The organism is Haloactinomyces albus, from assembly GCF_031458135.1.
Lineage (GTDB): Bacteria > Actinomycetota > Actinomycetes > Mycobacteriales > Pseudonocardiaceae > Haloactinomyces > Haloactinomyces albus.
Window position 1 is genome coordinate 1,388,826 of the sequence record NZ_JAVDXW010000001.1, and the last position, 23,935, is coordinate 1,412,760.

The following is a 23,935-nucleotide window of genomic DNA, read 5'->3' on the forward strand; positions in this document are numbered from 1 at the left end:
TCACTCACTTCCTGCAGACGAGAGCGCCTCGACACCACCGACGATCTCGCTGATTTCCTGGGTGATCTGGGCCTGGCGGGCCCGGTTGGCCTCGCGGCTGAGGTTCTCCACGATCTCGTCCGCGTTGTCCGTGGCCGCCTTCATGGCGCTCCGCCGGGCCGCGTGCTCGGACGCCGCGGAGTCCAGCAACCCGGCGAACAGGCGCGTGTTGATGTACTTCGGAAGCAGATCCCCGAACAGGGTCTCCGCATCCGGCTCGAAATCGTAGGCCGGGCGCAGAGCCTCCCGGGACTCCGAGTACTCCACTTCCAGCGGAGCGATCCGCCGAACCGTGGGTTTCTGGGTGAGCATGGAGACGAACTCGGTATTCACGAGGTGGAGTTCATCCACACCGAGAGCCGCAGCGGATCCGTCTCCGTCGAGGTAGTCCTCGCTGCCCGCCATGAAGGCCTTGACCAGCGTTTCACCGACATCCGCCGCATCGGTGTAGTCCGGCCGGTCGGTGAATCCGGCCCAACTACGCTCGATGTCGCGGTTGCGGAACCGGTAGTAGGCCTCACCCTTGCGACCGATCACGTACAGCACCGGAGTCTTGCCCTGCTCGCGCAGCAGGCTCTGCAATTCCTCCGCCGCCCGGATCACGTTCGCGTTGTAAGCGCCGCAGAAGCCGCGGTCACTGGTGACCACCAGCACCGCGGAACGCTTGGGGTTCTCCCGCTCCTGCAGCAGCGGGTGGTTGAGCGGGCTCGCGTCGGCCAGTGCCGACAGGACACGAGTGATCTCGTCGGCGTACGGACGCGAGGCCTCCACTCGTGCCTGTGCCCTCTTGATGCGCGAGGTGGCGATGAGCTCCTGCGCCTTGGTGATCTTCCTGGTCGACTTGATCGACCGGATCCGGTCACGTAGTTCCCGAAGCTGAGCCATGGCTACCCGGTCACTTCTCGTCGTCCGACGCGGGGCGGTTGACCTTCACGGTCTCCTGACCGACCTCACCGGCGTCCATGGTCTCGGCCTGGCTCTCCTCCGGCGGAGTCGCCGCGGAATCGTCCGAGGTGGTGAACTGCTTCTTGAACTCCTCCACCGCCTCGACGACCGTCTTCTCGGAGTCCTCGGAGAACTGCTTGGTCTCCACGATGTCCTTGAGGACGGTGTCGTGGTTGCGGCGCAGGTAGGCGAGGAACTCGCTCTCGAACCGGTTCACGTCGTCCACCGGCACCGTGTCCAGGTGGCCCTTCGTGCCCAGGTACAGCGAGACGACCTCCTCCTCGACCGGGAAGGGGTTCCCCTCGCCCTGCTTGAGGACCTCCATGAGCCGGGCACCACGGTCGAGCTGAGCCTTCGACGCGGCGTCCAGATCGGAGGCGAACGCGGAGAACGCCTCCAGCTCGCGGAACTGCGCCAGGTCGATCTTCAGTGAACCGGTGACCTTCTTCATGGCCTTGATCTGCGCCGAGCCACCGACACGGGAAACCGAGATACCGACGTCGATCGCCGGGCGCTGACCGGCGTTGAACAGATCCGACTGCAGGAAGCACTGGCCGTCGGTGATGGAGATGACGTTGGTCGGGATGTAGGCCGACACGTCGTTGGCCTTCGTCTCGATGATCGGCAGGCCGGTCATCGAGCCCCCGCCCAGCTCGTCGTGCAGCTTCGCGCAGCGCTCCAGCAGGCGGGAGTGCAGGTAGAAGACGTCACCGGGGTAGGCCTCACGGCCCGGCGGGCGCCGCAGCAGCAGCGAGATCGCACGGTAGGCGTCGGCCTGCTTGGTCAGGTCGTCGAAGACGATCAGAACGTGCTTGCCGTCGTACATCCAGTGCTGGCCGAGCGCCGAACCGGCGTAGGGGGCCAGCCACTTCAGACCGGGCGAGTCCGCGGCGGGAGCGGCCACGATGGTGGTGTAGTCCATCGCCCCGGCCTCCTCCAGGCGGCGCTTCGCGTTGGCGATCGTCGTGCCCTTCTGGCCGATCGCGACGTAGACGCAGCGCACCTGCTTTTCCGGGTCGCCGCTGGCCCAGTTGCCCTTCTGGTTGATGATAGTGTCGACCGCGACCGAGGTCTTACCGGTCTTGCGGTCACCGATGATCAGCTGGCGCTGCCCGCGGCCGATCGGAGTCATCGAGTCGATGGCCTTGATGCCGGTCTGCATCGGCTCGTTGACCTCCTGGCGCTGCACGACCGAAGCCGCCTGCAGTTCCAGCTCGCGCTGTCCTTCGGCGACGATGTCGCCGAGGCCGTCGATGGGCTCACCCAGCGGGTTGACCACGCGGCCCAGGAAGCCGTCGCCGACGGGCACCGAGCTCACCCTGCCGGTGCGTCGGACCTCCTGGCCCTCCTCGATGGAGTCGGCCTCGCCCAGGATGACCGCACCGATGGACTGGGCGTCGAGGTTCATCGCGACGCCGTAGATGCCACCGGGGAATTCGAGCAGCTCCTCCGTCATGACCGAAGGCAGACCCTCGACATGGGCGATGCCGTCACCGGTATCGGTGACGACCCCGACCTCCTCGCGGTTGACCTCCGGGGAGTAGCTGGAGACGTACTTCTCGATCGCACTGCGGATCTCGTCCGACGAGATCGTCAGCTCCGCCATGTCTCGTTCCTGCTCTCGGTTCGTTGTTGCCAAGGGAGTGAGCGGTTCGTCTCCGCGCCGTCAGTCGGCGAGATCGCGCCGCAACGCCTGCAGACGTCCCGCCGTGCTGCCATCGATGACCTCGTCACCGATCCGGATCACCAATCCGCCTCCGAGCTCGGGATCCACCTCCAAGTGGATCGCGATGGGACGCGAGTAGATCCGCTGCAACGTGGCAGCGAGTCGCTGCTGCTGGGCGTCGGTGAGCACCATCGCCGAGCGGACGTGGGCCACCGACCGTTCCCGCCGCCGTGCCGACAGCTCGGCCAGCTCTTCCAGTCCCTCACTGACATGTTGCCCGTGCGAGCGGGACACAAGCTGGCGAACCAGGCTCTGTGTGACCGATTCAACTTTGCCGTCGATGAGCTGGTCCACGGTCGCGGCCTTGCCGTCGGGGTCTGCCGTCGGATCCGACAGCAGACTCTCCAGCTCCGGCTGCGCTCCGATGATCCGACCCAGCCGGAACAGCTCGTCCTCCACCGCGTCGAGCCGCCCGGCTCGCTCGGCCTGCACCAGCAGGGCGGTTCGGGCGAGTCGCTCCAGCCCGCGGACCAGGTCGCTGGGATTCGACCAGCGGGATCCCACGGCCTCGACCACGACCGGGAGGGCCCGGGCACCGAGCCGCTCCGCCAGCAGCTCCCGGACCAGGTTCTGCCTGGATTCCGGGGCTGTGGAGGCGTCGGCGAGAGCACGCCGGAGCGTGGACTCGTCACCCAGCAGCGCTGCCACATTGAACAGCTCGTCGGCGAGCCCGGTGATCTCCGCGGGTCCGGCCCCGTCGGTGGCCTGGAGCAACTGCAGCTCGGTGGCTGCCAGTGCGTCGCGACTCGCGGCGTTCACGAGGGTGCTCAACTCTCAGCCTTCCTCTCCGGGCTCTGCCTTCGTAAGCCCCACCCAATGGGCCACAGCCCTGCCTGCCGAACTCGGCTTTGCTTGGATCATCAGCCTGCGAAGCCCTTCAGACCCTGTTCGATTCCGACGAGGTCGATCCGGACGGGGCCGAAGTGGTCTCCAGTTCGTCGAGGAACCGGTCCACGGTTCCGCGGCGACGAGCCTCGTCCTCGAGGGATTCCCCGACCACGCGACTCGCCAGGTCCACCGCCTGTCGTCCCAGGTCGGCACGCAGCTCCGCCACGATCTGCGATCGCTGAGCGGCGAGTTGGGCCTGACCCTGGTTGACGATCCGATCCGATTCGGCCTGGGCCTGGGTCCGCATCTCCTCGACGATCTGCTGACCTTCGGCGCGGGCGTCGTCGCGGATCCGAGCAGCCTCGGCGCGGGCTTCGGCCAACTGCTCCTTGTACTGCTCCATGGTCCGCTGAGCCTCGGCCTGTGCCTCCTCGGCTCGCGCGATCCCGCCTTCGATCCGCTCGCTGCGCTCCTTGTAGATCTTCTCGAAGCGCGGCACGACGTACTTGTGAACGAAGAAGTACAGGATCGCGAACGAGATCAGACCGATGATCGTCTCGGGGACATGCGGGAACAGGGGGTTGGGCTGCCCCTGCGCCAACACCGTGGTGTTCTCGTTCAACACGATCTCTCCTCGCTGAAGTCTCGCCGGATCACATGAAGACGAAGGCGAGCACCAGACCGAAGATCGCGAGTGCCTCGGCGAGTGCGAAGCCCAGAATCGCGATGCCCTGGAGCACGCCGCGAGCCTCCGGCTGGCGGGCGGTGCCGTTGATGAATGCGGCGAAGATCAGGCCGATACCGATGCCGGGGCCGATGGCCGAGAGACCGTAGCCAAGAATGGCAATGTTGCCTTCCACCGTGAATATTTCCTTTCACTCGGTCCGCAGAAGTTGCGGATCGGGTCGTGTCAGTGCTCCTCCGCCACGGCACCACCGATGTAGCTGGCGGTGAGCATGGTGAAGATGTAGGCCTGCAGGAACTGAATCATCAACTCGAAGAACATCAGGACGATGCTCAGAATCAAGGCAAGTGGCCCGGCCACCATGCCCAGGACACCGGCGTGCAACAGCAGGTACTCGCCGCCCATGATGAACACCAGCAGGACGAGGTGACCCGCGAACATATTGGCGAACAGTCGCAGGGACAGCGTCAACGGCCGCACGAGGATGTTCGAGACGAACTCGAGCGGGGTCACCAATGGCCGGATCCAGCCGGGAACGCCGGACGGCCAGGTCTGATGCTTGAGATAACCCACTGCCCCGTGCCGGTGGATGCCGGCACCGTTGTAGACCAGCCAGACCACGAGTGCGATCCCATAGGGAACGCCGGGATTCGACATCGTCGGGAGCTGCAACAGCGGCACGAAACCGAAGACGTTGTTCACCACGATGAAGGTGAACACGGTGACCAGCAGCGGCAGGTAGGGACGCAGATCCTTACCCCCGATCATGTCCCGGCCGATGTTGTTGCGGACGAAGTCGTACGTGCTCTCCGCGGCGAACTGCAGCTTGCCGGGAACGATCGACGACTTGCGCAGGGCTGCCCAGAAGAAGACGCCGATGATGACGATCGACAGAACCAGCAGCACCATCGGTTTGGTGATCCCGGACACAATCGCCGGGTAATCGAAGCTGCTCACTCCGGGGGGTTGGAATTCCCCTCCTTCGGCAGCCAACACCGGTGTGCTCACCTGGGCTCCTTCCGGTTCTCCCGAGGGCCACCCGAGACCGACTCGGGTCCACACCTTCGGGGGAATCTTCACGATCAGGACTTAACGTACCTGACGTACACCAGGTACACGGAGGCGGCCCCACCCCCGACGAGACCGAGCGGAAGGAACAGGATCGTTCCCAGCCACTCGTCCAGTCCCCATCCGGCCAGGCCGTAGAAGAGCGGACCGCTGAGCATGTACGCCAACGCGGTCCACGCATCCGCCCGCTGACCACCGCCATTGCCGTTCTGATCAGGGGTTTTTCCGGATGAGGCGTTCATTGCAGCCGCAGGTTACCAGCCGGTTGTCCGCTTCCTGCACCTGCACTGGAGGCGTCATTGCTGGGCACGGGTGTGATGGTGGCCACGCGGGCGCGCAGGAAGCCGACAAGTTCGCCGGCGGTCCACACCACCGCGGCAACCAGAATGGCCAACGCGAACGCTCGGATATCGAACAACGTGGTGTCCGCCAGTACGAGCAACAGCGTGAGCAGTGCCACGAACTTGCCGCAGTAGCAGCCGATCGCCACGGCCATGACCGTGACCGGCTGGGCTTTCGCGGTCCAGCGCATCGCGACGATGTTGAACCAGCAGCAGGCGATCACCAGCAGCGCGCCGAATGCGGCACCCACCGCACCCGGAAAGCCGGACAGCAGCGAGGCGACGAGAACGGTGAGCAGGCCCACTGCCACGGTCGACCACAGCGCGGGCCGCAGCATCGCCGTCACGAAGCGGAGCACCGTGGTCTCGGTCGTTTCGGTGACCTCGGTCGTTTCGGCGTTCTCCGGGGCCGGAGCCGCCGTGTCGGCTGGAAGCTGTCCAGCGGAAGAATTCATCTGGCTCTCGTCATCCGGCGGCTGCCGCCACCATCGGGTGGCCGGCATCGGGTGGCTGGCATCGGGTGGCTGGCATCGTGCGGCGGTCAGCGGGCCCGTATCCTGGGAACAATCGAAATGATACCGGCAACGAGCACCACGAAGCCCATTGCCCAGGCCACGACGAGCACATCGAACAGGGTGAGCGAGACGGCGCCGAAGGCCAGCACCGCCGCCCACAGGTAGATGAGCAATACGGCGCGCCGCTGCGAGTGCCCGATCTCGAGCAGCCGGTGGTGCAGGTGCATCTTGTCCGCGTGGAAGGGGCTCCTGCCCGCACGGGTACGGCGCACCACCGCCAGGATCAGGTCCAGCAGCGGCACGAACAGCACCGCCACCACGACGATCAGCGGCGCGAACAAGCCGAGCGCGTCCTCGGGGGTGAAGCTGGTGGGATCCATCTTCCCCGCCGCGGTGGTACTGGCGGCTGCCAGCATGAGCCCGATCAGCATCGATCCCGAGTCGCCCATGAAGATCCGTGCGGGCTGGAAGTTGTACGGCAGGAAACCCAGGCAGGCCCCGGCGATGGTGGCGGCGATCAGCGCAGGCGGATACGCCGTGACATCGCCGTTCTGGTTCTGCAGCAGGCTGAGCGAGAACGCACACGTCGCGCTCGCGGCGATGAGGCCGATACCGGAGGCGAGACCGTCGAGTCCATCGACGAAGTTCATCGCATTGATCATCGCGACGGTGAGCAGCACGGTCAGCAACTGGCCCTGGTTGGGGCTCAGCACCAGCACCGAGCCGATGTCGCTGGTCTGGCCACTCGAGGGCAGCATGAACCAGCGCACGCCCATCAGCACCAGAATCCCGGCGGCGGTGACCTGACCGGCGAGTTTCGTCAGCGAGTCCAGTTCGAAGCGGTCGTCGAGCGCGCCGACCACCGTGATCAGGCCACCGGCGAGGATCACCGCGAGTGCGTCGTTGGAGTAGTCGAAGCTGCGCGAGAGGGCGGGCAGGTTGTTGGCCAGGAACATGCCCCCGAGCACGCCCCCGTACATGGCGACGCCGCCCATCCGGGGAATCGGGGTGAGGTGCACGTCCCGGCGCCGGGGGTGGGCGACCGCGCCGGTCCGGAGGGCCACCACCCGGACGATTCCGGTGAGCAGGAACGTGACCGCCGCCGATGTCAGGCAGATGAGCAGGTACTCCCGCGCCGGAAGACCGGCGGGCGCCCATGCTGGTGTGCTGTCCACGGCAGCGGCTCAGGAGCGGGCGACAGTGGTCCGCACGGGATCGACATCCACACCCCACGGCGGCATAGTCACAGTTCGGTGCTCCTCATCGCAGTCCACGTTGTGCATCCGTACGCTCACGCTATCGGGCCACGGCACGGACGCTCATCACCGGTCCGGCCGCAGCGCCCCACCTCGGCAGCCCACCACGGTGACGTGCCCGCCAGGACAGGCCCGTTCGGTCCCGAGCACGGTCCCCGAGCCGGGACAGCGGCTCCCCGTGCTCTTCCTACTCGGAGGTGACCTCCACGCCGAGGACCTCGGACACCTCGGCCGCACTCACCGCGCCCGCACGCAGCATTCGCGGCTGGGCCTGGGTCAGGTCCACGATGGTCGAGGCCACCGCGTCCTGAGCGGGGCCGCTTTCCAGGTACACCGAGACCGCATCACCGAACTGTTCCCGTGCCTGCTCGGCGGTGGCCGCCGGGGGGTGGCCGGTGCTGTTGGCACTGGAGACCGCCATCGGCCCCACCTCACGCAGCAGATCGAGGGCCACGGGGTGCAGCGGCATCCGCAGGTTCACGGTTCCCCGGGTATCACCGAGATCCCAGGCCAGCGACGGTGCCTGCGGCAGGATCAACGAGAGTCCTCCGGGCCAGAAAGCCTCGATCAGCGCACGGGCCTGCCGCGGCACCGACAACACCAGACCGTCCACGGTGGACCATGATCCGACCAGGACCGGCACCGGCATGTCCCGCCCGCGCCCCTTCGCGGCCAGCAACGACCCCACCGCTGTGGAATCGAAGGCATCGGCGCCGATGCCGTACACCGTGTCGGTGGGCAACACGACCAGCCCACCGGCTCGTACCGCATTGGCAGCCGCAGCCAGCCCCGTCTCCCGACTGTCCGGACGTTTGCAGTCATAGACCGTGCTCACGACTGCGATCCTGGCACGCCCGCTGCGGCGCCGTACGACGAGGTGCGGTGACGTACGGCGAGGTACGCGCGGTGCGGACCCGCACGCGCCGGAATATCCTGAACAACCGTCCGGAACACCCTCTTTTCGTGCACCCGGATGTAGCAACCCGGGTACCGATGTCGATGTTGGTGGCGGACAACATCATCCGCAGGCCGCTCCCGGCAAGCCGCTCCGACAAAAGGAGAGAGAACAATGACCGCCCCACCGCAGGGTGTCGACATCGACCACAGCACCTTCCCGGCAGGGACGATCCGCTACTACCGTGCCGGATCCAGTGGTCCGCCGATCGTTCTGCTGCACGGAGGCGGGGTGGACAACGGGCTGCTGGCCTGGCGCCACGCGATCCCGGCCCTCGCGGTGGACCACCGTGTCCACGTGCCCGACCTCCCCGGCCGGGGCGGCAGTGTCGACTGGACCGGCCGGGCGGATCAGCGCAACCTGGAGGAAGTGCTGCGCTGGCTGCTCGACTCGTGGGGACTCGACGACGCGACTCTGGTGGGCCTGTCCCTGGGCGGCAGCGTCGCCACCGGATTCGCGCTGCGGCATCCGCACCGCGTACGCGGGCTGATCCTGGTCGGTTCCGGTGGGATGCAGCCCCGGGTGGACAACCAACTGCTGCTCCATCTCTTGCTGCGAACACGCTTCGCAGGCCCCCTGATCGCCCGGCTGCTCCGGCTGAATCGGGGTTTCAGCCGCCGGTACCTGGCGCGCGGCGCCTTCGCCGGTTCGGAACCGATCACCGACCTGGAACGGATCATCGACGAGGTGCACGCCGAGCTGCGCACCTGCGGTTCGGTGTTCACCGACTGGATGACCGACGCGGTGGGACGGCGGTCGATGCAGGTCAACCACCTTCCCCACCTCAACCGGATTCACTGCCCGACGATGTTCATCCACGGTGAGCAGGACGCGATGGTGCCCGTGGCCTCCGCGCGCGAAGCCTCCGGAGCCGTCCCGGATGCGCAACTGCGGGTGGTCTCCGGGGCCGGTCACTGGGTGAACCGGGAGAAGCCCAACGAGTTCAACGCCGCTCTGCGGGAGTTCCTCAACGGTAAGCTGTGATCCGCGTACCGAGACGAATGGTTCCACGAGCTCGGTGGGCTGGTAGCCGAAGCACCATCACACCGACGCACCCGGATCGGCGCGGCGGGCGGTGGCGAAGCGAGGGCGCCCCGCGAGGTCGGTGTGCTCCTCGGCGCCTGCCAACACCCGTCGCGCCGCCAGCATGGCCGGAACCGATCCCCCGTGGGTGTCGTCGTGCTCGATGGCCACGTGTCCGCCCGGGCGTAGCAGCCGTGCCGCGCAGGCGACCACATGCCGCACCACGTCGAGGCCGTCCCGTCCACCGAACACGGCCTCGTGCGGATCGTGATTGCCGACTTCGGGAGGCACCGGCGTTCCGTCCGGAACGTAGGGCGGGTTGGACACCACCAGGTCCACCAACCCCTCGAGTTCCAGCAGCAGCATCGAGTCCGCCACATCGCCTGCATACAGCCGGATCGGTGTGTCACCGGCCTGCGCTCGCTCGTTGGCGTTGCGGCGTGCCCAGGACAGAGCCGTGGCGTCCTTCTCGACGGCGTGCACCGTGGCGTCGGGGCGTGCCTCGGCCAGGGCCAGTGCCAATATTCCCGAGCCGGTGCACAGATCCACGACCACCGGGTTGTCCACGCCCTCCAGACCGGCCAGTCCCCATTCGAACAGCAGCTCGGTCTCCAGGCGCGGCACGAACACACCCGGTCCGACGGAGAGGGTGACATTGCCCAGGGTCGCGGTGCCCGTCAGGTGCTGCAGCGGCACCCGTGCGGCACGCTGCCGCACCAGCTCGTACAGCGCCTCGACCACCGGGGGGTCCACGAGCGGGACCATCATCAGTTTGGTGCGTTCCACCCCCAGCAGGTGGGCAGCCAGCAGCTCCACATCGGTGCGTGGGCTGGCCACGCCTGCCGAGGACAGGAGGCGTTCGGCTTCCAGGATGGCCAGGCGCAGCGGTTGACGGCTCACGCCGACAAGCCTAGAGCTCCGGGGAAGTCACCGTGATCGCGGTACATGGCACGAAAAGTCACCACCCGGGAAATCGCCGCTGTCGGAGACCTCGGTCAGGTAGCGGAGGTAAGTCGCTCCTGCCGATCCGCCGAGACCAGCGCCGCGAGCACGGCATCGAGCTCGCCGTCGAGAACGTGGTCGAGGTTGTAGGCCTTGAAGTTGATCCGATGGTCGGAGATGCGGTTCTCCGGGAAGTTGTAGGTACGCACCCGTTCCGAACGATCCACCGTGCGCACCTGGCTACGGCGGGTCTCGGCGACCTCGCGCTCGGCCTCCTCCTCGGCGATCGCCTGCAGGCGCGCCTGCAACACCTGGGTGGCGCGGAGCTTGTTCTGCAGCTGTGATTTCTCGTTCTGGCAGGAGACCACGATGCCCGTGGGCAGGTGGGTGATCCGCACCGCCGAGTCGGTGGTGTTCACACTCTGACCGCCCGGCCCGGACGAGCGGTGAACATCGACGCGCAGGTCCTTCTCGTCGATCTCGACCTCGACCTCTTCGGGCTCGGGGTACACCAGCACTCCGGCGGCCGAGGTGTGCACCCGTCCCTGGGACTCGGTGACCGGCACGCGCTGAACGCGATGCACCCCGCCCTCGAACTTCAGCTGGGACCAGACACCGTCCGGACCCGTATCGGCTTTGTTCTTCACCGACAGGGTGATGTCCTTGTAGCCACCGAGATCGGATTCCGTGGAACCGAGGACCTCGACTCGCCATCCCCGGCGCTCGGCATAACGCAGGTACATGCGCAGCAGGTCACCGGCGAACAGGGCCGACTCCTCGCCACCCTCACCGGACTTGATCTCCACCAGGACATCGGAGGAGTCACGCGGGTCACGCGGGATCAGCAGCTCGGTGAGCTTGCCCTCCAGCTCCGGGACCGTCCCGGCCAGCTCGTCGGCCTCCGCGGCGAAACCGGCGTCCGCACCGGCGAGCTCCCGTGCGGTGGCCAGGTCGGAGCGAGCCTGCTCCAGCTGCTGCGCGGCCTGCACGATGGGGGTCAGTTCGGCGTGGCGTTTGCCCAGCTTGCGTGCACGGTCCTGATCGGCGTGCACGTCCGGGTCAGCCAGCCGTTGCTCCAGCTCGGCGTGCTCGGCGACCAGGTCCTCGAGCTTCGATGTGTCCACGTGCCTCTACCTTCATGACGAGCCGACTGCACCAACAGAAAACGGCGCCCGCCCCACGCATCGCGGTGGCGGGCGCCGTCGGCTCGGCTACTTCTTGGTGCGGGCACCCTGCGGGCGACGACCGTAGCGGGCCTCGAAGCGGGCGACGCGGCCACCGGTGTCCAGAATCTTCTGCTTGCCCGTGTAGAACGGGTGGCAGTTCGAGCACACCTCGACGTTGATGGTGCCGGTGTTGCGGGTGCTGCGCGTGGTGAAACTGTTCCCACAGCCGCAGTTCACCTGAGTTTCCACGTATTCGGGATGAATGTCAGACTTCATGCCTTGTCCTCTCCTCGTGGCCGCCGGGTCCACACGGCGTGTGCCGCGCGGTGAACCGGAGCCGGAACCAAGCGCACAGTGTGCCAGAAGCACACACTTGACCTGCAACGCAGGTGGCGTCGGAGGTATTCCGGAGCAGGCATCTCCGCGGAGACGGGCATCGGCGCAGCCGGTCACCGCCGGGCGTCCTGGTGCAGCGCAACCGCTTCCAACTGCGAACCGACATCGAGTTTGGTCAGGATGGAGCGGATCTGGGTACGCACGGTGGCCAGTGAGACGAAGAATTCCTCCGCGATGGTCGCCGCCCGCTGGCCCTGCGCCAGCCGTTCCAGGACCTCGCTCTCCCGGTTGCTCAGGCGGGCCAGTCGTCCGTGGATGTCCGCGGACCGCTTGCTCGCCTCCCGATGCAGTGCGAGCCACTGCTTGCGCTGCTCCTGGGACAACAGCGCCTTTCCTTCCACGGCAGCGAGAACCGCGTTCAGCAGATCGTCGAAGGACTCCGACTTCGGTACCCAGCCGTTGGCACCGGCGGCAATCGCCGCGGCCACCCGTTCCTGCTGGGTACTGCCGGAGACCACGACCACCGACCAGCCTGCCCGGCACAGCGGGACCACCAGGTCCGCCCCGTCCATCTGGCGACCGTCGGCTCCCTCTCCCAGCTCGAGGTCGACCAGGGCGAGTCCCGCCGTGTGCTTGTCGGCCTCGTCCAGCACTCCCTCGACGTCGAAGACCGGGCAACGGTGCGCATCGAGGGAGTGTGCACGCAGGGCCATGACAAGCGAGGCGGTGACCAGCTGGTGGTCGTCGATCACCAGCACGCTCATGAGGTCTCCCTTCCGATACAGGCACGATCCTGTGGTGCAGCGGCCGGAGCCGAGCGGGTCACACGGCGCAGCGACATCAACCTCGCCTTGTTGATCGGCTGGGTTTTCTCCGCGTGAGCCGTCGTCGTCTCCGCCTCGTGAGCCGTCACCGCTTCGTCCGGACGAGCCGCGGACGCAGCGTCGGGTTCCGTGGCCGAGGCAGGCACCTCGACCACAACGGTGCACCCGGGCCTTCCCCGGGTGGAGGGCAGCATGGTCAGGGAACCGCCCTCCTCGCGGAGCAGGTCCGCACACACGTGCAACCCCAATCCGCTACCGCCATTGCGCTGGTCACCGAACTGCCGCTGCACGACGAGTTCCTCGGTCCCGGGCGCCAGGCCGGGACCGTCGTCACTCACCTCGATACGCAGCGTCCTGCCGACCTCGGCCGCGTGAATACGCACTTGTGCGCCCGGCGCATGTCGCTCGCAGTTGGCCAGCAGGTTCGTCAACACCTGGGACAGCGTCGAGGACGAGACCGTGGTCCGCAGTGCTTCGGGCACCTGCAGTTCGATGTCCGTACCCGCGGTGCGCCGGATCATGACGAGTTGCCGCAGCAGGGGAGCCAGCTCCGCACCCTGCTCGGCAGACCGCCGGCCCGAGCGTTCGAGCAAGGCGCGCAACCGCTCCAGCTCGGATTCCACAGCCGTGTGCAGCTCACCCTGGTCATTGGCGGGCAGGGCGGCGCCATCCGGCCCGAGAAGGCGCGCCGCACCGGACAGTCCGACGAGAGCGTTGCGCATCTCGTGATCGCGCTCGTCGTTTTGTGCACGGCGGCGCTGCTCCTCGTCCTGCATCGCCCGGAGTTGAGCACGTTCGGCGTCCTGCCGCACCCGCTCCGCTCGGCTCAACACCGCCGCGTGCATGCCCACGGCGGCCAGCACCACACCGAGCCCGGCGACACGCAGGACCGCGAAGGGCAGATACGGGTCGGAAACATCCGCCGACCCCACGCGCAGCGCCCCCTGGGCAGCGGCGAGCACCAGCACTCCCAAACCGATCCGCCAGAAGGTCCGCTGCCTGCGGGCGAACCCGAAGCCGACCATCACCACGCCGACCAGGACGTAGCCCTCGACGGAACCGCGTCCGGCCATATTGGTCAGCAGGTCCGTCGCCTCGGCGGGGAACCTCGCAGCCGACATACCGACAACGAGCACGATCGTGCTGATCACGAGTGCGGACGGCCAGGCGGTGGCCTTCGTCTTCGGTCCCCTCGGCCACAGCGACAGCGCCAGCAGCACGGCCACGCCGACGCTGGCCACGAACCGCGCGGTCTGCAGCGCGACCACATCGGCCTCGGGGCCCGGATCGACAGTGGTGGTGGGCACGACGACGAGCCCGTAGACGAACAGTGCCGCGGCGATGCGGGCGTCCTGCCACCTACCGCTCATCCGGGTGACGAGCTCGGCCAACACCCCCGCTCCGGCCGCCGTGGCGGCCGCGAGCATGGTGATCACAAGATAGCTCTGCTCGGCAGGCCAGAGCGTCCGGACAGGTCCCAGCGTCAGCCCGAGGAACCCGGCCGTCACGATGACGACCCCAAGCAGATCGACGAACAGCGCGCCGCCGCGCGAGCCGAGCACTCGACGAACCCGGCCTACGCTCAACGCATCCATCCACTCGCCTCTTTCCCAGCCCGGGAGCGCACTCCCGACTCGCCGAACTCCCCGGCAGTGCTATCGACTCGACCGAAGCGGATATTACTGGTGAATCGGACTCGCTTCTGCAGTCGGACTGCTACTTGCGAGTACGCACGAGCCCTCGTCGCTCGCGGCCGAACCACAGCGCCAGGACACCGGCACCCACCGCCAGCAGGCCACCGAGCAGGAGCGTGCGGACCGGCGAACCGGTGAGCGCGAGGAAGGACGAGTCCGAGGAACCGCTGCTCTCGGAGATGACCGGCACGGAAGCGTCGACGTTGCCCGCCGTACTCGTGGCCCGCCAGACCAGCTCGAACAGGGCTTGATCGCTCTGGATCCGATTGTCCACCTCCACCGGGACCGTGAGGGTCACCTCGACCTGGATCGAATCACCCGGTGCGATCAGTGGCAGGGGAACACGCCGGTCGAGCGCATCACGAATCGGCATCGAACGTGCCGCTTCGGGCGTGTCCACCGGCTGCGCCGAAAGACGCAGGGCGGCACCCAGCTCACCTTCCTCGTCGGCACACGTGGTGTCGACGGTCCGCTCGGGCTGGTTGCACCCGTTCTCGCTCTCGGTCAGCTCGGCTGCCCCCAACCCGAGCCGGATCTCCTCGTTCGAGTCGTTGGTGACGAGTGCGGTGACGTGTTCGATCGTGCCCGGTACGAGTTCGGTGAGCCGGATCTCTTCGGGGCCGTCCAGTGTCATGCCCGTCGAGGTGACGTGCAGCCGCATCTCCGGCTCCGATGGGGATTCCGGCGCCGCGGCGGCCGGTGATGCTCCGAGCAGCGCGGTGCTCAGCGCAACCCCGATGAGTGCCGACACGAATCTTCGGCCGGTGCGCGTGGAGCAGGTCGACACCGACCCGTCATTGGTTCTCCACATTGGTTGGCGCCCCCTCCACGCAGGTTTGGTCCGTCTTGTCGGACGGTGTCGGGCTCGGACACGGCACAGGCTCCGACTTCGGTTGCTGTTTCGACGATGTCGTCGGCGAAGACCGCTCCGGCGGAGGTGGTTTCGAGGTTCGTGTCCCACCACCGGCCGGTCGACTCCGCGTCGGCTGGTCACCCGGTCGCGACGGCACCTGGCTGCGCTGCTGCTCGCCGCTGTCCTTCCGCGCGGCCGGAGCCGACGTGCTCGGGGCGTCCGGTCGGATGGGTGCCCCACTCGGCGCGCTCGACTGCGGCACCTCGGCCGGAGCGGGCACCGAGTCGGGATCTTTGCCGGGGCCGGTGACGGTGTACTCCAGCACCACTTCCGAGTCGGTGAGTCCGGCCTCCGTGGTCCCGGACAGCGCCACAGCGCTGGTGATGACGACCAGGGAACCAGCCAGGGCACCGGTCAAAGCGGCCCAGTGCCCCGACCGGGCGAGACGCTGGGTCTGCTCGTGCATGCGCATCGGCATCCTTATTCGTGATCCCCCGTTTCGATGGACGGACGCAGCGCGGAGCGCAGCGCCCCCACGCCGATGACCAGCAGCACAGCGCCCCCACCCAGCAGCATGATCTGGGGAAGTCGACCGTGGGCCCAGCCCAGCCACGGAAGGTCGAACCATACCTTCCCGATGACGTCGTCAGCGGCCACGGGCTGCGCGTCCACCACGTCGTTGGCATCTCCTCGGGTGGTGAAGCTCAGCTCGCCTTCCTTCCCGTGCACGGCCACGATCCGGTGGGTGACGCGGTGCGGATTGCCCAGGGAATCCGGGCCTCGGGTGGAGAAAGTGATCACGTCACCGGCCCGCAGGGAAGCCGGCTCCACGGACTTGGTCACCACGACCGATCCGGCCGGGATGGTCGGGCTCATGCTGCCGCTGAGCACCGTCAGCGTCCTGCCGCCGACAATGGCGGGAACCACGGTGATCGATGCGGCCAGCGCGATCGCCGCGAGAACCACGAGCCCGCCGAGCCAACCCGCGATCCGGCGCGCCATCGAACGGGGCGGTTTCCGGCGTTTCCGGGGACGGTGATCATCGCGTGTCGTGTCGGCAGCCACAACCGGTATCTCTTCCGTCGGGATGTCCTGCGAGGTTTTCGTCGGTATTTCCTGCGTGATGTCTTCCGTGCTGGCGGTCATTCCTTACCCCCTACGGCCACTGCCGTGGGCGCGGGGTACGTCCACAGCGGAATACCCACCCTCGTGGAACGGGATGATCGGTCGCATCATCAAAACCGAGTATTCGGCTTTCCTCAAGGTTGGTGAAGTCGATCGACCGGTCGGCGCAGCACGATCTTCGGTGACACGGCAACACCGCCGCCATCGCCGCCGCATCGGCGGCCCCGGGAAAGGAACTGCCATGAAGAACAAGAAGCTCGCCGCCGGCATCGGTGGAGTCACCGCCGTCGCCGCCGCCGTCGCCATCTCCGCGGGTACCTTCGCCGCCTTCTCCGACTCGGAGGAGCGGGGCGTCGTGGCCACCGGCGGCACGATGGACCTGCAGGTGAGCAACAGCCACGGCGACAGCGTCTTCGGCGAGAATGGCATCGTCACCATTCCCAACAGCGTCAAGCCCGGCGACTCCTACAGCGCCACCTTCACCCTGAGGAACGAAGGTGACGTAAACGGTGACCTGTCGTTCAAGTTCGTGCAGATGAGCAACAACGAGAACGAGCTCACCGAGCCCGAAGAGGGCGCCGGTGACAGCACAGCCGGTGATGCCGAGGGCAATGGCGGAGGCGAGCTGCTCCAGAACCTGGAGCTCACGGCCCCCACCATTGACGGCGCCACGCTGGCAGAGCTTGCCGGCGACTCTCGCGGTGCCGGAGCGCTGGATGCGGATCAGGAGCGGACCTTCGAGGTGACCCTCGAGGTCCCGCAGAGTGCCACCAGCGTGATCCAGAACGACACGGCCAGCTTCAAGATCGTGGCCAACCTGGACCAGGCCCAGAACTGATCGCGAGCGGCTCGGGGAAGCCGCTGACGCGTTCGGCCGAGGCGCAGGCAGCTGGGCCCCGCACCGATCCGGTGGCGGGGCCCGCTGTGTTCGAGAAAGGAACCATCAATGCGCAACAAGAAGCTCGTCGTCGGGCTCGGTGGAGTCAGCGCCGTCGCCGCCGCCGTCGCCCTCTCCGCGGGCACCTTCGCCGCCTTCACCGACTCGGAACAGCGCGGCGCCATCGCCACCGCAGGGACCATGGACCTGCAGGTGCAGGACAACAACGGCGACCTCTTCGGCGAGAACGGCACCGTCAACGTGCCCGGGACCGTTGTTCCCGGTGAGACGCTCGGCTCCGCCACCTTCACCCTGAAGAACGCGGGTGACGTGGCAGGCAATCTGAGCTTCGATTACAAAGCGGTGACCAACGACGAGAACGGCCTCACCGACCCCGAAAAGGACGCCGGTGATAAGCCCGAGAGCAATGGTGAGCTGCTCCGGAACTTGGCGCTCACGGTCACCGGCCCGGACGGAAGCACGCACTCGCTGAACAGCCTCAGCGGCATCGAGAACCTCGATCTCGCTCCTCTCACCAGCAACGGTGAGAGCCAGTACACGTTCGAACTCTCGGTGCCTCGGAGCGCCACCAGCGAGATCCAGACCGACAAGGGCGAGTTCACGATCACGGCCAACCTGGACCAGCAGGTCCGGAACTGAATCGCGAGCGGCCCGGAAAGTCGCTGACCGCGCTGGTCGCCCACTGAGCCGAGCTTCAACCAGGGCGCCAGGCAGTGGGTCCCGTACGAGACCGGTGCGGGACCCACTGCGTTCGGAATTTCCTCAACTTTGACGACGCCGCAGGCCTGGTCGATCCGGCACGCTCGTCGTCAACACGGCACCACCACCGCTGGATAGGCGGCTCAGGAAAGGACCTTCGATGAAGAACAAGAAGCTCGCCGCCGGCATCGGTGGAGCTTCCGCTGTCGCCGCCGTCGTCGCCATCACCGCAGGCACCTTCGCCGCCTTCACCGACGAGGAACAGCGGGGTGCCGTGGCCACCGCAGGCACGATGGACCTGAAGGTGAGCAACGTGAGCAACACCGAGGGCAGCTCCTTCGACAAGGACGGTGCCCTCGAGGTGGGTCCTCTTCACCCCGGCGATTCCAGCAGTGCCTCCTTCACCCTGACCAACGAGGGCAGCGTGGCAGGCGGCCTGTCCTTCAGGCTCGAGCAAGTGACCGGCAACGAGAACGAACTCACCGAGCCCGAACGGGAAGCAGGTGACTCCGGAGGCAAGGGCAAGGGTGAGCTGCTCAAGAATCTGAGGATCACGGGTCTCACCATCGAGGACGAAAAGCTCGTGGAGGTCGACGGCGAACTCCGTAGCGCCGGAACGCTCGATCCGGGTCAGTCGCAGACCTTCACGGTGACGCTCACGGTCCCGCCCGACGTCGGCAGCAAGATCCAGAACGACTCGGCAGGCTTCCGGATCATGGCCGAGCTGAATCAGCAGTGAGCACGAGCGACCTCGGTGATCAAGGAGGTCTGCGGGGCACGAGAAACCGTTGAACGCACTGCTGAAAACGGGGAGTTTCCCGAGGGGCACGGGAAACTCCCGCCATGCGCCGACTGAGCGCAAGCGCAGCCGGGTGTTGTCCGAGCTTCCTCCGGCCGCCCTGCTTCCCGCTCAGCCGCGGCGCAGGCAACCGGGGCCCCGCGCCAGGATCGGTGCGGGGCCCCGGTTATGTCCGGTGGTCACCATCACCGATCCGGACCGTCCTCCTCGGTCTCGAACCATCGACGGAGTTTCGTCAACTTTGACGACGCCGTTCAATCGATCGATCCAGCACGATCTTCGGTAACACGGCAACATCCATCCCACTGCTTTCCCGAAGGATCGGGAGAAAGGAACGTCGATGAGGAACAGAAAGCTGGCCGTCGGAATCGGTGGAGTCACCGCCGTCGCCGCCGCCGTTGCCCTCACCGCGGGTACTTACGCGACCTTCAGCGACTCGGAGCAGCGGGGTGCCGTGGCCACCGCCGGAACGATGGACCTGGTCGTGAGCAACACCCAGGGCAACGTCTTCGGCGAGAACGGTGTCGTCGAGGTGAAGCCCCTGGCTCCCGGCGACTCCCGTAGTGCCTCCTTCACCCTGACGAACAAGGGTGACGTGGCCGGTGACCTGTCATTCGAGTTCGCGCAGGGTGCCAACAACGAGAACAGCCTCACCGAGCCCGAAAGCGCCGACGGTGACAAAACCGGCGGTGACATCTACGGCAAGGGCGGGGGCGAGCTGCTCCGGAACCTGGAGTTCACGACCGCCACCGGCAGCGGCGAAAAATCCATTGACGGCGAGGAGCTGACAGAGCTCATCGGCGATCCGCACAGCCTCGGAACGCTCGACCCGGGCGAATCGCGAACTTTCCGAGTAACCCTCGAGGTCCCTCGGAACACCGACAACGTGATCCAGTCGGACTCGGCTCGCTTCCGCGTCGAGGCCGTGCTGAACCAGGTTGCGAACCAGCAGTGAGCATCAGCGGCCCGGAGTTCGGGCAGGCCGCTGAGTGCACTGCCGAGAGCAGGGGAACTTTCCCGGAAACGCGGGGAGGTTCCCCGTCTTGTGCCCGCTGAGCGCAAGCGCGGCCGGGTGTTGCCGGTTTCCCCCGACTGCCTGGCTTCCCCGTCGGCGCTTTCCGCTCGGTCAGGGCGCAGACAAGCGGACCCCGCACCGATCCCGGTGCGGGGTCCGTTCGTGCGTCCGGCGTGCACGGCGAGGAGTTACTCCTCGTCCTTGCCCGGAGTGGTCTTGGCGACCTGCATGAGGAACTCGATGTTCGTCTTCGACTTGCGCAGCCGGTCCTGCACGAGTTCCAAAGCCTGCTGGTTGTCCAGCGCGGCGAGCACCCGGCGCAGCTTGTTGTTGACCGCCAGCTCGTCCTGAGACATCAGGAGTTCCTCCTTGCGGGTGCTGGAGGAATCCAGGTCCACAGCGGGGAACAGGCGCTTGTCGGCAAGCTTGCGGTCGAGCTTGAGCTCGGCGTTGCCGGTGCCCTTGAACTCCTCGAAGATCACCGTGTCCATCGCGGACCCGGTCTCCACCAGCGCGGTGGCGAAGATCGTCAGCGAACCGCCGTTCTCGATGTTGCGGGCCGCGCCGAGGAACCGCTTCGGCGGGTACAGCGCCGTGGAATCGACACCACCGGACAGGATCCGGCCGGAGGCAGGCGCCGACAGGTTGTAGGCACGCCCCAGGCGGGTGATCGAGTCCAGCAGCACGACCACGTCGTGGCCCATCTCGACGAGGCGCTTGGCCCGTTCGATGGACAGTTCCGCGACCGTGGTGTGGTCCGACGGCGGACGGTCGAAGGTGGAGGCGATGACCTCGCCCTTGACCGAGCGCTGCATGTCGGTGACTTCTTCGGGCCGCTCGTCGGCGAGCACGACCATCAGGTGGCACTCGGGGTTGTTGGTCGTGATGGAGTTCGCGATCGACTGCAGCACCATCGTCTTACCCGCCTTCGGCGGCGAGACGATGAGGGCACGCTGCCCCTTGCCGACCGGCATCGCCAGATCGATGATCCGGCTGGTCAGTTGCTGCGGCTCCGTTTCCAGCTTCAGCCGCTCGTTCGGGTACAGCGGGGTCAGCTTCTGGAACTCCTTGCGCCCCTTGACGGCATCCGGCTCCATCCCGTTGATCCCGTCGACGCGCACCAGCGGGTTGAACTTCTGACGCTGCTGCTCGCCCTCTCGCGGCTGCCGGATGACGCCCTGGATGGCATCGCCTCGGCGCAGACCGTACTTGCGGACCAGCGACAGGGAGACGTAGACGTCGTTCGGCCCCGCGAGGTAACCGGAGGTACGCACGAAGGCGTAGTTCTCCAGGACGTCGAGAATTCCGGCCACCGGCAGGAGAACGTCGTCCTCACGGACCTCCGGCTCCCCGCCACCTTCACCGCGCCCGCGGTTGCGGCGACGATCCCGGAAACGGCGACCGCGGCGGCCGCCCCGGTCGTCGTCGGAGTCCTGACCCCGATTGTCCTGCTGGCGATTGTCCTGGCCCCGGCCGTCCTGCTGACGACCGTCCTGCTGACGACCGTCCTGGCCCCGACCGTCCTGGCCCCGACCGTCCTGCTGGCGGTTGTCCTGGCGATCGCTGCGGTCCTCGCCCTGATCCTGACCACCGCCGGAACGGCCCGAGGAACGACGACGACGGTTGTTGCCACGGCGATTGTCATCACCGGAACCGTCACCGCCCTGCCTACGGGGGCCTCCACGGCTCGGCGCGGAGCCGTTGGTCGAAGTGCCTGCGCCCTCACCGGGCTGCGACTCGGTTTCGCGCGACTTCGGCTCCGGTTTCGTTTTCGCAGCAGGGGCTTCCTGCGCGGTCTCCGCCGCGGGAACCTCCTGTGCAGTCTCTCCGGTGTCCTTCGCAGGGCTTTTCACAGGGCTCTTCGCAGCCGCCTGAGAACGGTTTCCCCCGTCCTGGGCCGACTGTTTCCTGCCCGTGCTGGAGGATCCGGCCCCGCCCTGGCGTTCCTTGATGGCAGCGATCAGATCGCCCTTGCGCAGACCACTGGTGTCGATACCCAATTCCCCAGCGAGTTGGCGCAGCTCGGCAAGCACCATGCCGGACAGACCACCGCGTCGACGTGGAGTGCCATTGCTCTCGCCGTTGGAGGTTCCTGCACTCGACGACTCGGATCCCTGCTGGCCAGCCGAAGAGACGCCATCGGCGATCTCGCTGCTCAACAGATCAGTGTTGCTCACGAATGTCCTTCCTGACCGGATCCGCGCCTCCTACGCGGTCCAGCGGATTTTCCGCCCGCGACAATGGCGAGCGGCCTTGTAGTGCTACCAGCCCTCGTGTCGAAGGAGACTCGACGAGGGCTCACGACACGATCGGCCTCGGCACCGACTGAGGAACCAGCGGCGCCGATGGGTGGAGACACCCGGCTCACGTGCACGTGCTGCTGCTGCCTCACGCCAGGAATCACCATCTCAACAGCCTTTGCCGTGCTGGGGTCGAGTCCGGCTGCCGCACATCCGCGGCAGTCCCGGAAATCCCCGGCGCCTCGCTTGCGGTCATCGATCATCTCCACGGAGGCCATGCGCGACCACGACCGCACAACGCCGGAACTCCCAGCGCGACACCGGACACGGTTCGACGTTCGAGTTCGCCGAAGCGAGCCCCATTGAGTTGCCAACTCCTACCTCGGTCACCGCGATCGAGTACCCGCCAATCCTGATCTTCACCCGTATGGGGGTGGAGTCAATACACAGCGAGGGATGCACCACGGGAATGGATGTCCCGGGTACGGCACCGGCGCTCGTGCGCGCGGTGACTGATTGACCTTGAGGGTAAATGCCGTCCACCGATACGTACAAGCCATACCGGTGAGCCGCCATCTTGCGATGCGGCCTTGGCCCCGACCGCGCCACGCTCGGGGTCTTCTCCTGGCGATACCCGCAGCCTGCCGCAACAGGGCTTACGTGGATTTCCAGTGAGCCGTTTATCGTCACCCCGCAACGCTGGGAAGACGCCCGCCGGAGCAGGAACGAGTTCCGGTAAGCCGGCTTGGTCTTCGCCGACAGGGCAAACCCGCTGGATCAGAGCGTAGCACACAACGCATCGGTGTATGCTGCTTGATCCACTCGAGTTCACTTCAGACCCGAACTCACTGCGGTGTTGAGCCCACTGCAGCGGATCACCTCGAAACCGGTGCCGCCACTGCCGGGCCCGACACTCCCTTTGTACCACCGGAAAAGGCCCGAATGCCCACCGGGTTGCCCGCACACCGCAACCACCTGTGCAAGTCTGCCAGGACGGTCGCTACGACGTGCGGTCGACCCGCACCCCGGTGCGGTCCACCGGAAGTCGGAGCGCCTCGAAGCCGGCGTGCTCGATCCCGGTAGGCAGTTCTCCATCCGGCGGGAATGCGAGCACGGTCGGTCCCGCGCCGGACACGGCAGCCGCAATCCCCGCAGCACGCAGTTTCCGCACCAGTGCGATGGTCTCCGGCCACGCCGGTTCCCGGTAGTCCTGGTGCAGACGGTCGCCGGTCGCCTCGGCAAGCAAGTCGGGGTTCCCTGTCAGCGCATGCACCGCCAGTGCGCAGCGGCTCGCGGCGAACACCGCGTCGCCGTGCGGCACGCTGTCCGGCAACAGCCCTCTCGTCGTGTGCGTGGCCGATTCCACCTGTGGAACAAGGGCGACCGGCCGAATATTCCCATGTGGCTCCAGCCGAGCGGCGCGGAAGCGCTCCCCCTCGTTCCACGCGATCACAAGACCGCCGTGCAGACTCGCCGCCACATTATCGGCGTGCCCCTCATGCGAGGCCGCCAGTTGCAGCGCGCTCGCGGCACAGCCCGGAGAATCCGTCTGCTGTCCGAACAACGCCTCACCCGGCAGCGGACCATCCGGCGATACAACACCGGCCAGCGTGTAACCGGCTGTGATCCCCGCGATGATCGCGGCGGCCGAGGACCCCAGTCCCCTGGAGTGCGGGATGGTGTTGTGGCAGCGCACCCGCAGCGCCGGTGCCGTGGCACCCGATTCGGCAAGAGCCCGGTGCAGCATCCGCACCACCAGATGGCTCTCGTCGATGGGGACCGCACCACTGCCCTGCCCCAGCACCTGCACCCTCGCGGTGCCCGCACGACCGTCGACCACCTCGACATCGACGGTGTCGTACAACGCCAGGGCCATGCCGAGCGTGTCGAAGCCGGAGCCCAGATTCGCCGTGGACGCCGGGACGGTCACCCGGAAGGAGGTAGCTGGTTCGGAGCGAGCGGA

General features: G+C 67.0%; 25 protein-coding genes. 5 read left to right on the forward strand and 20 right to left on the reverse strand.

From position 1 onward, the window contains the following. From JOF55_RS06510 to JOF55_RS06555, 10 genes are all read right to left on the reverse strand, one after another. The gene (locus tag JOF55_RS06510; protein ID WP_310271077.1) at positions 1–924 is read right to left on the reverse strand and encodes a F0F1 ATP synthase subunit gamma; all 924 of its coding nucleotides are present in this window, start codon (positions 922–924) and stop codon (positions 1–3) included. A 10-nt stretch (positions 925–934) separates the two neighbouring features. Next, complete coding sequence (atpA, locus tag JOF55_RS06515; protein WP_310271080.1) at positions 935–2,590, reverse strand: F0F1 ATP synthase subunit alpha; 1,656 nt, start codon at positions 2,588–2,590, stop codon at positions 935–937. Positions 2,591–2,650: 60 nt separating this feature from the next. Further along, positions 2,651–3,481 (reverse strand): F0F1 ATP synthase subunit delta, encoded by an 831-nt coding sequence (locus JOF55_RS06520; protein ID WP_310271082.1) that lies wholly within the window; start codon positions 3,479–3,481, stop codon positions 2,651–2,653. Between the two features lie 106 nt (positions 3,482–3,587). Then, entirely contained in the window at positions 3,588–4,160 is a 573-nt protein-coding gene (locus JOF55_RS06525; protein WP_374727410.1) for a F0F1 ATP synthase subunit B, read from the reverse strand. 31 nt (positions 4,161–4,191) lie between these two features. Next, positions 4,192–4,398 (reverse strand): ATP synthase F0 subunit C, encoded by a 207-nt coding sequence (gene atpE, locus JOF55_RS06530; protein WP_310271089.1) that lies wholly within the window; start codon positions 4,396–4,398, stop codon positions 4,192–4,194. 50 nt (positions 4,399–4,448) lie between these two features. After that, positions 4,449–5,231 carry a F0F1 ATP synthase subunit A gene (gene atpB / locus JOF55_RS06535; RefSeq protein WP_310271091.1) on the reverse strand — a complete coding sequence of 261 codons (783 nt, stop codon included), beginning with the start codon at positions 5,229–5,231 and terminating at the stop codon, positions 4,449–4,451. 74 nt (positions 5,232–5,305) lie between these two features. After that, positions 5,306–5,533, reverse strand: coding sequence for a hypothetical protein (locus JOF55_RS06540; protein ID WP_310271093.1), 228 nt, complete (start codon positions 5,531–5,533; stop codon positions 5,306–5,308). After that, the gene (locus JOF55_RS06545) at positions 5,530–6,087 is read right to left on the reverse strand and encodes a Cg1360 family ATP-synthase-associated protein (RefSeq protein ID WP_310271096.1); all 558 of its coding nucleotides are present in this window, start codon (positions 6,085–6,087) and stop codon (positions 5,530–5,532) included. The genes JOF55_RS06540 and JOF55_RS06545 overlap by 4 nt, the downstream gene beginning before the upstream one ends. A gap of 86 nt (positions 6,088–6,173) precedes the next feature. Continuing rightward, complete coding sequence (locus tag JOF55_RS06550; protein WP_310271099.1) at positions 6,174–7,322, reverse strand: glycosyltransferase family 4 protein; 1,149 nt, start codon at positions 7,320–7,322, stop codon at positions 6,174–6,176. Between the two features lie 268 nt (positions 7,323–7,590). Next, positions 7,591–8,238, reverse strand: coding sequence for an L-threonylcarbamoyladenylate synthase (locus tag JOF55_RS06555; RefSeq protein ID WP_310271102.1), 648 nt, complete (start codon positions 8,236–8,238; stop codon positions 7,591–7,593). A gap of 234 nt (positions 8,239–8,472) precedes the next feature. Here JOF55_RS06555 and JOF55_RS06560 point away from each other — a divergent pair, with 234 nt between their 5' ends. After that, complete coding sequence (locus tag JOF55_RS06560; RefSeq protein WP_310271105.1) at positions 8,473–9,342, forward strand: alpha/beta fold hydrolase; 870 nt, start codon at positions 8,473–8,475, stop codon at positions 9,340–9,342. Positions 9,343–9,399: 57 nt separating this feature from the next. Here JOF55_RS06560 and prmC read toward each other — a convergent pair whose 3' ends face one another. The 8 genes from prmC to JOF55_RS06600 form a co-directional block, all read right to left on the reverse strand. After that, positions 9,400–10,281 (reverse strand): peptide chain release factor N(5)-glutamine methyltransferase, encoded by an 882-nt coding sequence (prmC, locus tag JOF55_RS06565; protein ID WP_310271107.1) that lies wholly within the window; start codon positions 10,279–10,281, stop codon positions 9,400–9,402. Between the two features lie 95 nt (positions 10,282–10,376). Next, positions 10,377–11,447, reverse strand: coding sequence for a peptide chain release factor 1 (gene prfA / locus JOF55_RS06570; RefSeq protein WP_310271110.1), 1,071 nt, complete (start codon positions 11,445–11,447; stop codon positions 10,377–10,379). Positions 11,448–11,534: 87 nt separating this feature from the next. Next, entirely contained in the window at positions 11,535–11,765 is a 231-nt protein-coding gene (gene rpmE, locus JOF55_RS06575) for a 50S ribosomal protein L31 (protein ID WP_310271113.1), read from the reverse strand. A 173-nt stretch (positions 11,766–11,938) separates the two neighbouring features. Continuing rightward, positions 11,939–12,589, reverse strand: coding sequence for a LuxR C-terminal-related transcriptional regulator (locus JOF55_RS06580; protein WP_310271117.1), 651 nt, complete (start codon positions 12,587–12,589; stop codon positions 11,939–11,941). Then, on the reverse strand, positions 12,586–14,244 hold the full coding sequence (locus JOF55_RS06585) for a sensor histidine kinase (protein ID WP_310271120.1): 1,659 nt from the start codon (positions 14,242–14,244) through the stop codon (positions 12,586–12,588). The genes JOF55_RS06580 and JOF55_RS06585 overlap by 4 nt, the downstream gene beginning before the upstream one ends. Positions 14,245–14,365: 121 nt before the next feature. Next, positions 14,366–15,130, reverse strand: a complete 765-nt coding sequence (locus JOF55_RS06590) for a hypothetical protein (protein ID WP_310271122.1) — start codon at positions 15,128–15,130, stop codon at positions 14,366–14,368. A gap of 7 nt (positions 15,131–15,137) precedes the next feature. Continuing rightward, the gene (locus tag JOF55_RS06595; RefSeq protein ID WP_310271124.1) at positions 15,138–15,662 is read right to left on the reverse strand and encodes a hypothetical protein; all 525 of its coding nucleotides are present in this window, start codon (positions 15,660–15,662) and stop codon (positions 15,138–15,140) included. A 14-nt stretch (positions 15,663–15,676) separates the two neighbouring features. After that, positions 15,677–16,342, reverse strand: a complete 666-nt coding sequence (locus JOF55_RS06600; RefSeq protein ID WP_310271128.1) for a signal peptidase I — start codon at positions 16,340–16,342, stop codon at positions 15,677–15,679. 220 nt (positions 16,343–16,562) lie between these two features. Between JOF55_RS06600 and JOF55_RS06605 the strand changes: the two genes are divergently transcribed. The 4 genes from JOF55_RS06605 (at position 16,563) to JOF55_RS06620 (ending at position 19,672) form a co-directional block, all read left to right on the forward strand. Continuing rightward, complete coding sequence (locus JOF55_RS06605; protein WP_310271132.1) at positions 16,563–17,159, forward strand: TasA family protein; 597 nt, start codon at positions 16,563–16,565, stop codon at positions 17,157–17,159. A 108-nt stretch (positions 17,160–17,267) separates the two neighbouring features. Continuing rightward, positions 17,268–17,858 carry a TasA family protein gene (locus JOF55_RS06610; protein WP_310271134.1) on the forward strand — a complete coding sequence of 197 codons (591 nt, stop codon included), beginning with the start codon at positions 17,268–17,270 and terminating at the stop codon, positions 17,856–17,858. A gap of 220 nt (positions 17,859–18,078) precedes the next feature. Continuing rightward, positions 18,079–18,657 (forward strand): TasA family protein, encoded by a 579-nt coding sequence (locus JOF55_RS06615; RefSeq protein ID WP_310271137.1) that lies wholly within the window; start codon positions 18,079–18,081, stop codon positions 18,655–18,657. A gap of 400 nt (positions 18,658–19,057) precedes the next feature. Continuing rightward, positions 19,058–19,672, forward strand: coding sequence for a TasA family protein (locus JOF55_RS06620; protein WP_310271140.1), 615 nt, complete (start codon positions 19,058–19,060; stop codon positions 19,670–19,672). A 248-nt stretch (positions 19,673–19,920) separates the two neighbouring features. On the opposite strand, the gene rho is transcribed toward JOF55_RS06620, so the two are convergent. Further along, positions 19,921–21,909, reverse strand: a complete 1,989-nt coding sequence (gene rho / locus JOF55_RS06625; protein WP_310271142.1) for a transcription termination factor Rho — start codon at positions 21,907–21,909, stop codon at positions 19,921–19,923. A 1,063-nt stretch (positions 21,910–22,972) separates the two neighbouring features. Continuing rightward, positions 22,973–23,902, reverse strand: coding sequence for a homoserine kinase (locus tag JOF55_RS06630; protein WP_310271144.1), 930 nt, complete (start codon positions 23,900–23,902; stop codon positions 22,973–22,975). Positions 23,903–23,935: the final 33 nt, after the last annotated feature.

Excerpts from the sequence above, each read along its gene's own strand:
- JOF55_RS06510 (WP_310271077.1), bottom strand. The coding sequence starts at position 924 with ATGGCTCAGCTTCGGGAACTACGTGACCGGATCCGGTCGATCAAGTCG.
- atpA (WP_310271080.1), bottom strand. The coding sequence starts at position 2,590 with ATGGCGGAGCTGACGATCTCGTCGGACGAGATCCGCAGTGCGATCGAG.
- JOF55_RS06540 (WP_310271093.1), bottom strand. The coding sequence starts at position 5,533 with ATGAACGCCTCATCCGGAAAAACCCCTGATCAGAACGGCAATGGCGGT.
- JOF55_RS06545 (WP_310271096.1), bottom strand. The coding sequence starts at position 6,087 with ATGAATTCTTCCGCTGGACAGCTTCCAGCCGACACGGCGGCTCCGGCC.
- JOF55_RS06560 (WP_310271105.1), top strand. The coding sequence starts at position 8,473 with ATGACCGCCCCACCGCAGGGTGTCGACATCGACCACAGCACCTTCCCG.
- rpmE (WP_310271113.1), bottom strand. The coding sequence starts at position 11,765 with ATGAAGTCTGACATTCATCCCGAATACGTGGAAACTCAGGTGAACTGC.
- JOF55_RS06580 (WP_310271117.1), bottom strand. The coding sequence starts at position 12,589 with ATGAGCGTGCTGGTGATCGACGACCACCAGCTGGTCACCGCCTCGCTT.
- JOF55_RS06585 (WP_310271120.1), bottom strand. The coding sequence starts at position 14,244 with ATGGATGCGTTGAGCGTAGGCCGGGTTCGTCGAGTGCTCGGCTCGCGC.
- JOF55_RS06595 (WP_310271124.1), bottom strand. The coding sequence starts at position 15,662 with ATGCACGAGCAGACCCAGCGTCTCGCCCGGTCGGGGCACTGGGCCGCT.
- JOF55_RS06600 (WP_310271128.1), bottom strand. The coding sequence starts at position 16,342 with ATGACCGCCAGCACGGAAGACATCACGCAGGAAATACCGACGAAAACC.
- JOF55_RS06605 (WP_310271132.1), top strand. The coding sequence starts at position 16,563 with ATGAAGAACAAGAAGCTCGCCGCCGGCATCGGTGGAGTCACCGCCGTC.
- JOF55_RS06610 (WP_310271134.1), top strand. The coding sequence starts at position 17,268 with ATGCGCAACAAGAAGCTCGTCGTCGGGCTCGGTGGAGTCAGCGCCGTC.
- JOF55_RS06615 (WP_310271137.1), top strand. The coding sequence starts at position 18,079 with ATGAAGAACAAGAAGCTCGCCGCCGGCATCGGTGGAGCTTCCGCTGTC.
- JOF55_RS06620 (WP_310271140.1), top strand. The coding sequence starts at position 19,058 with ATGAGGAACAGAAAGCTGGCCGTCGGAATCGGTGGAGTCACCGCCGTC.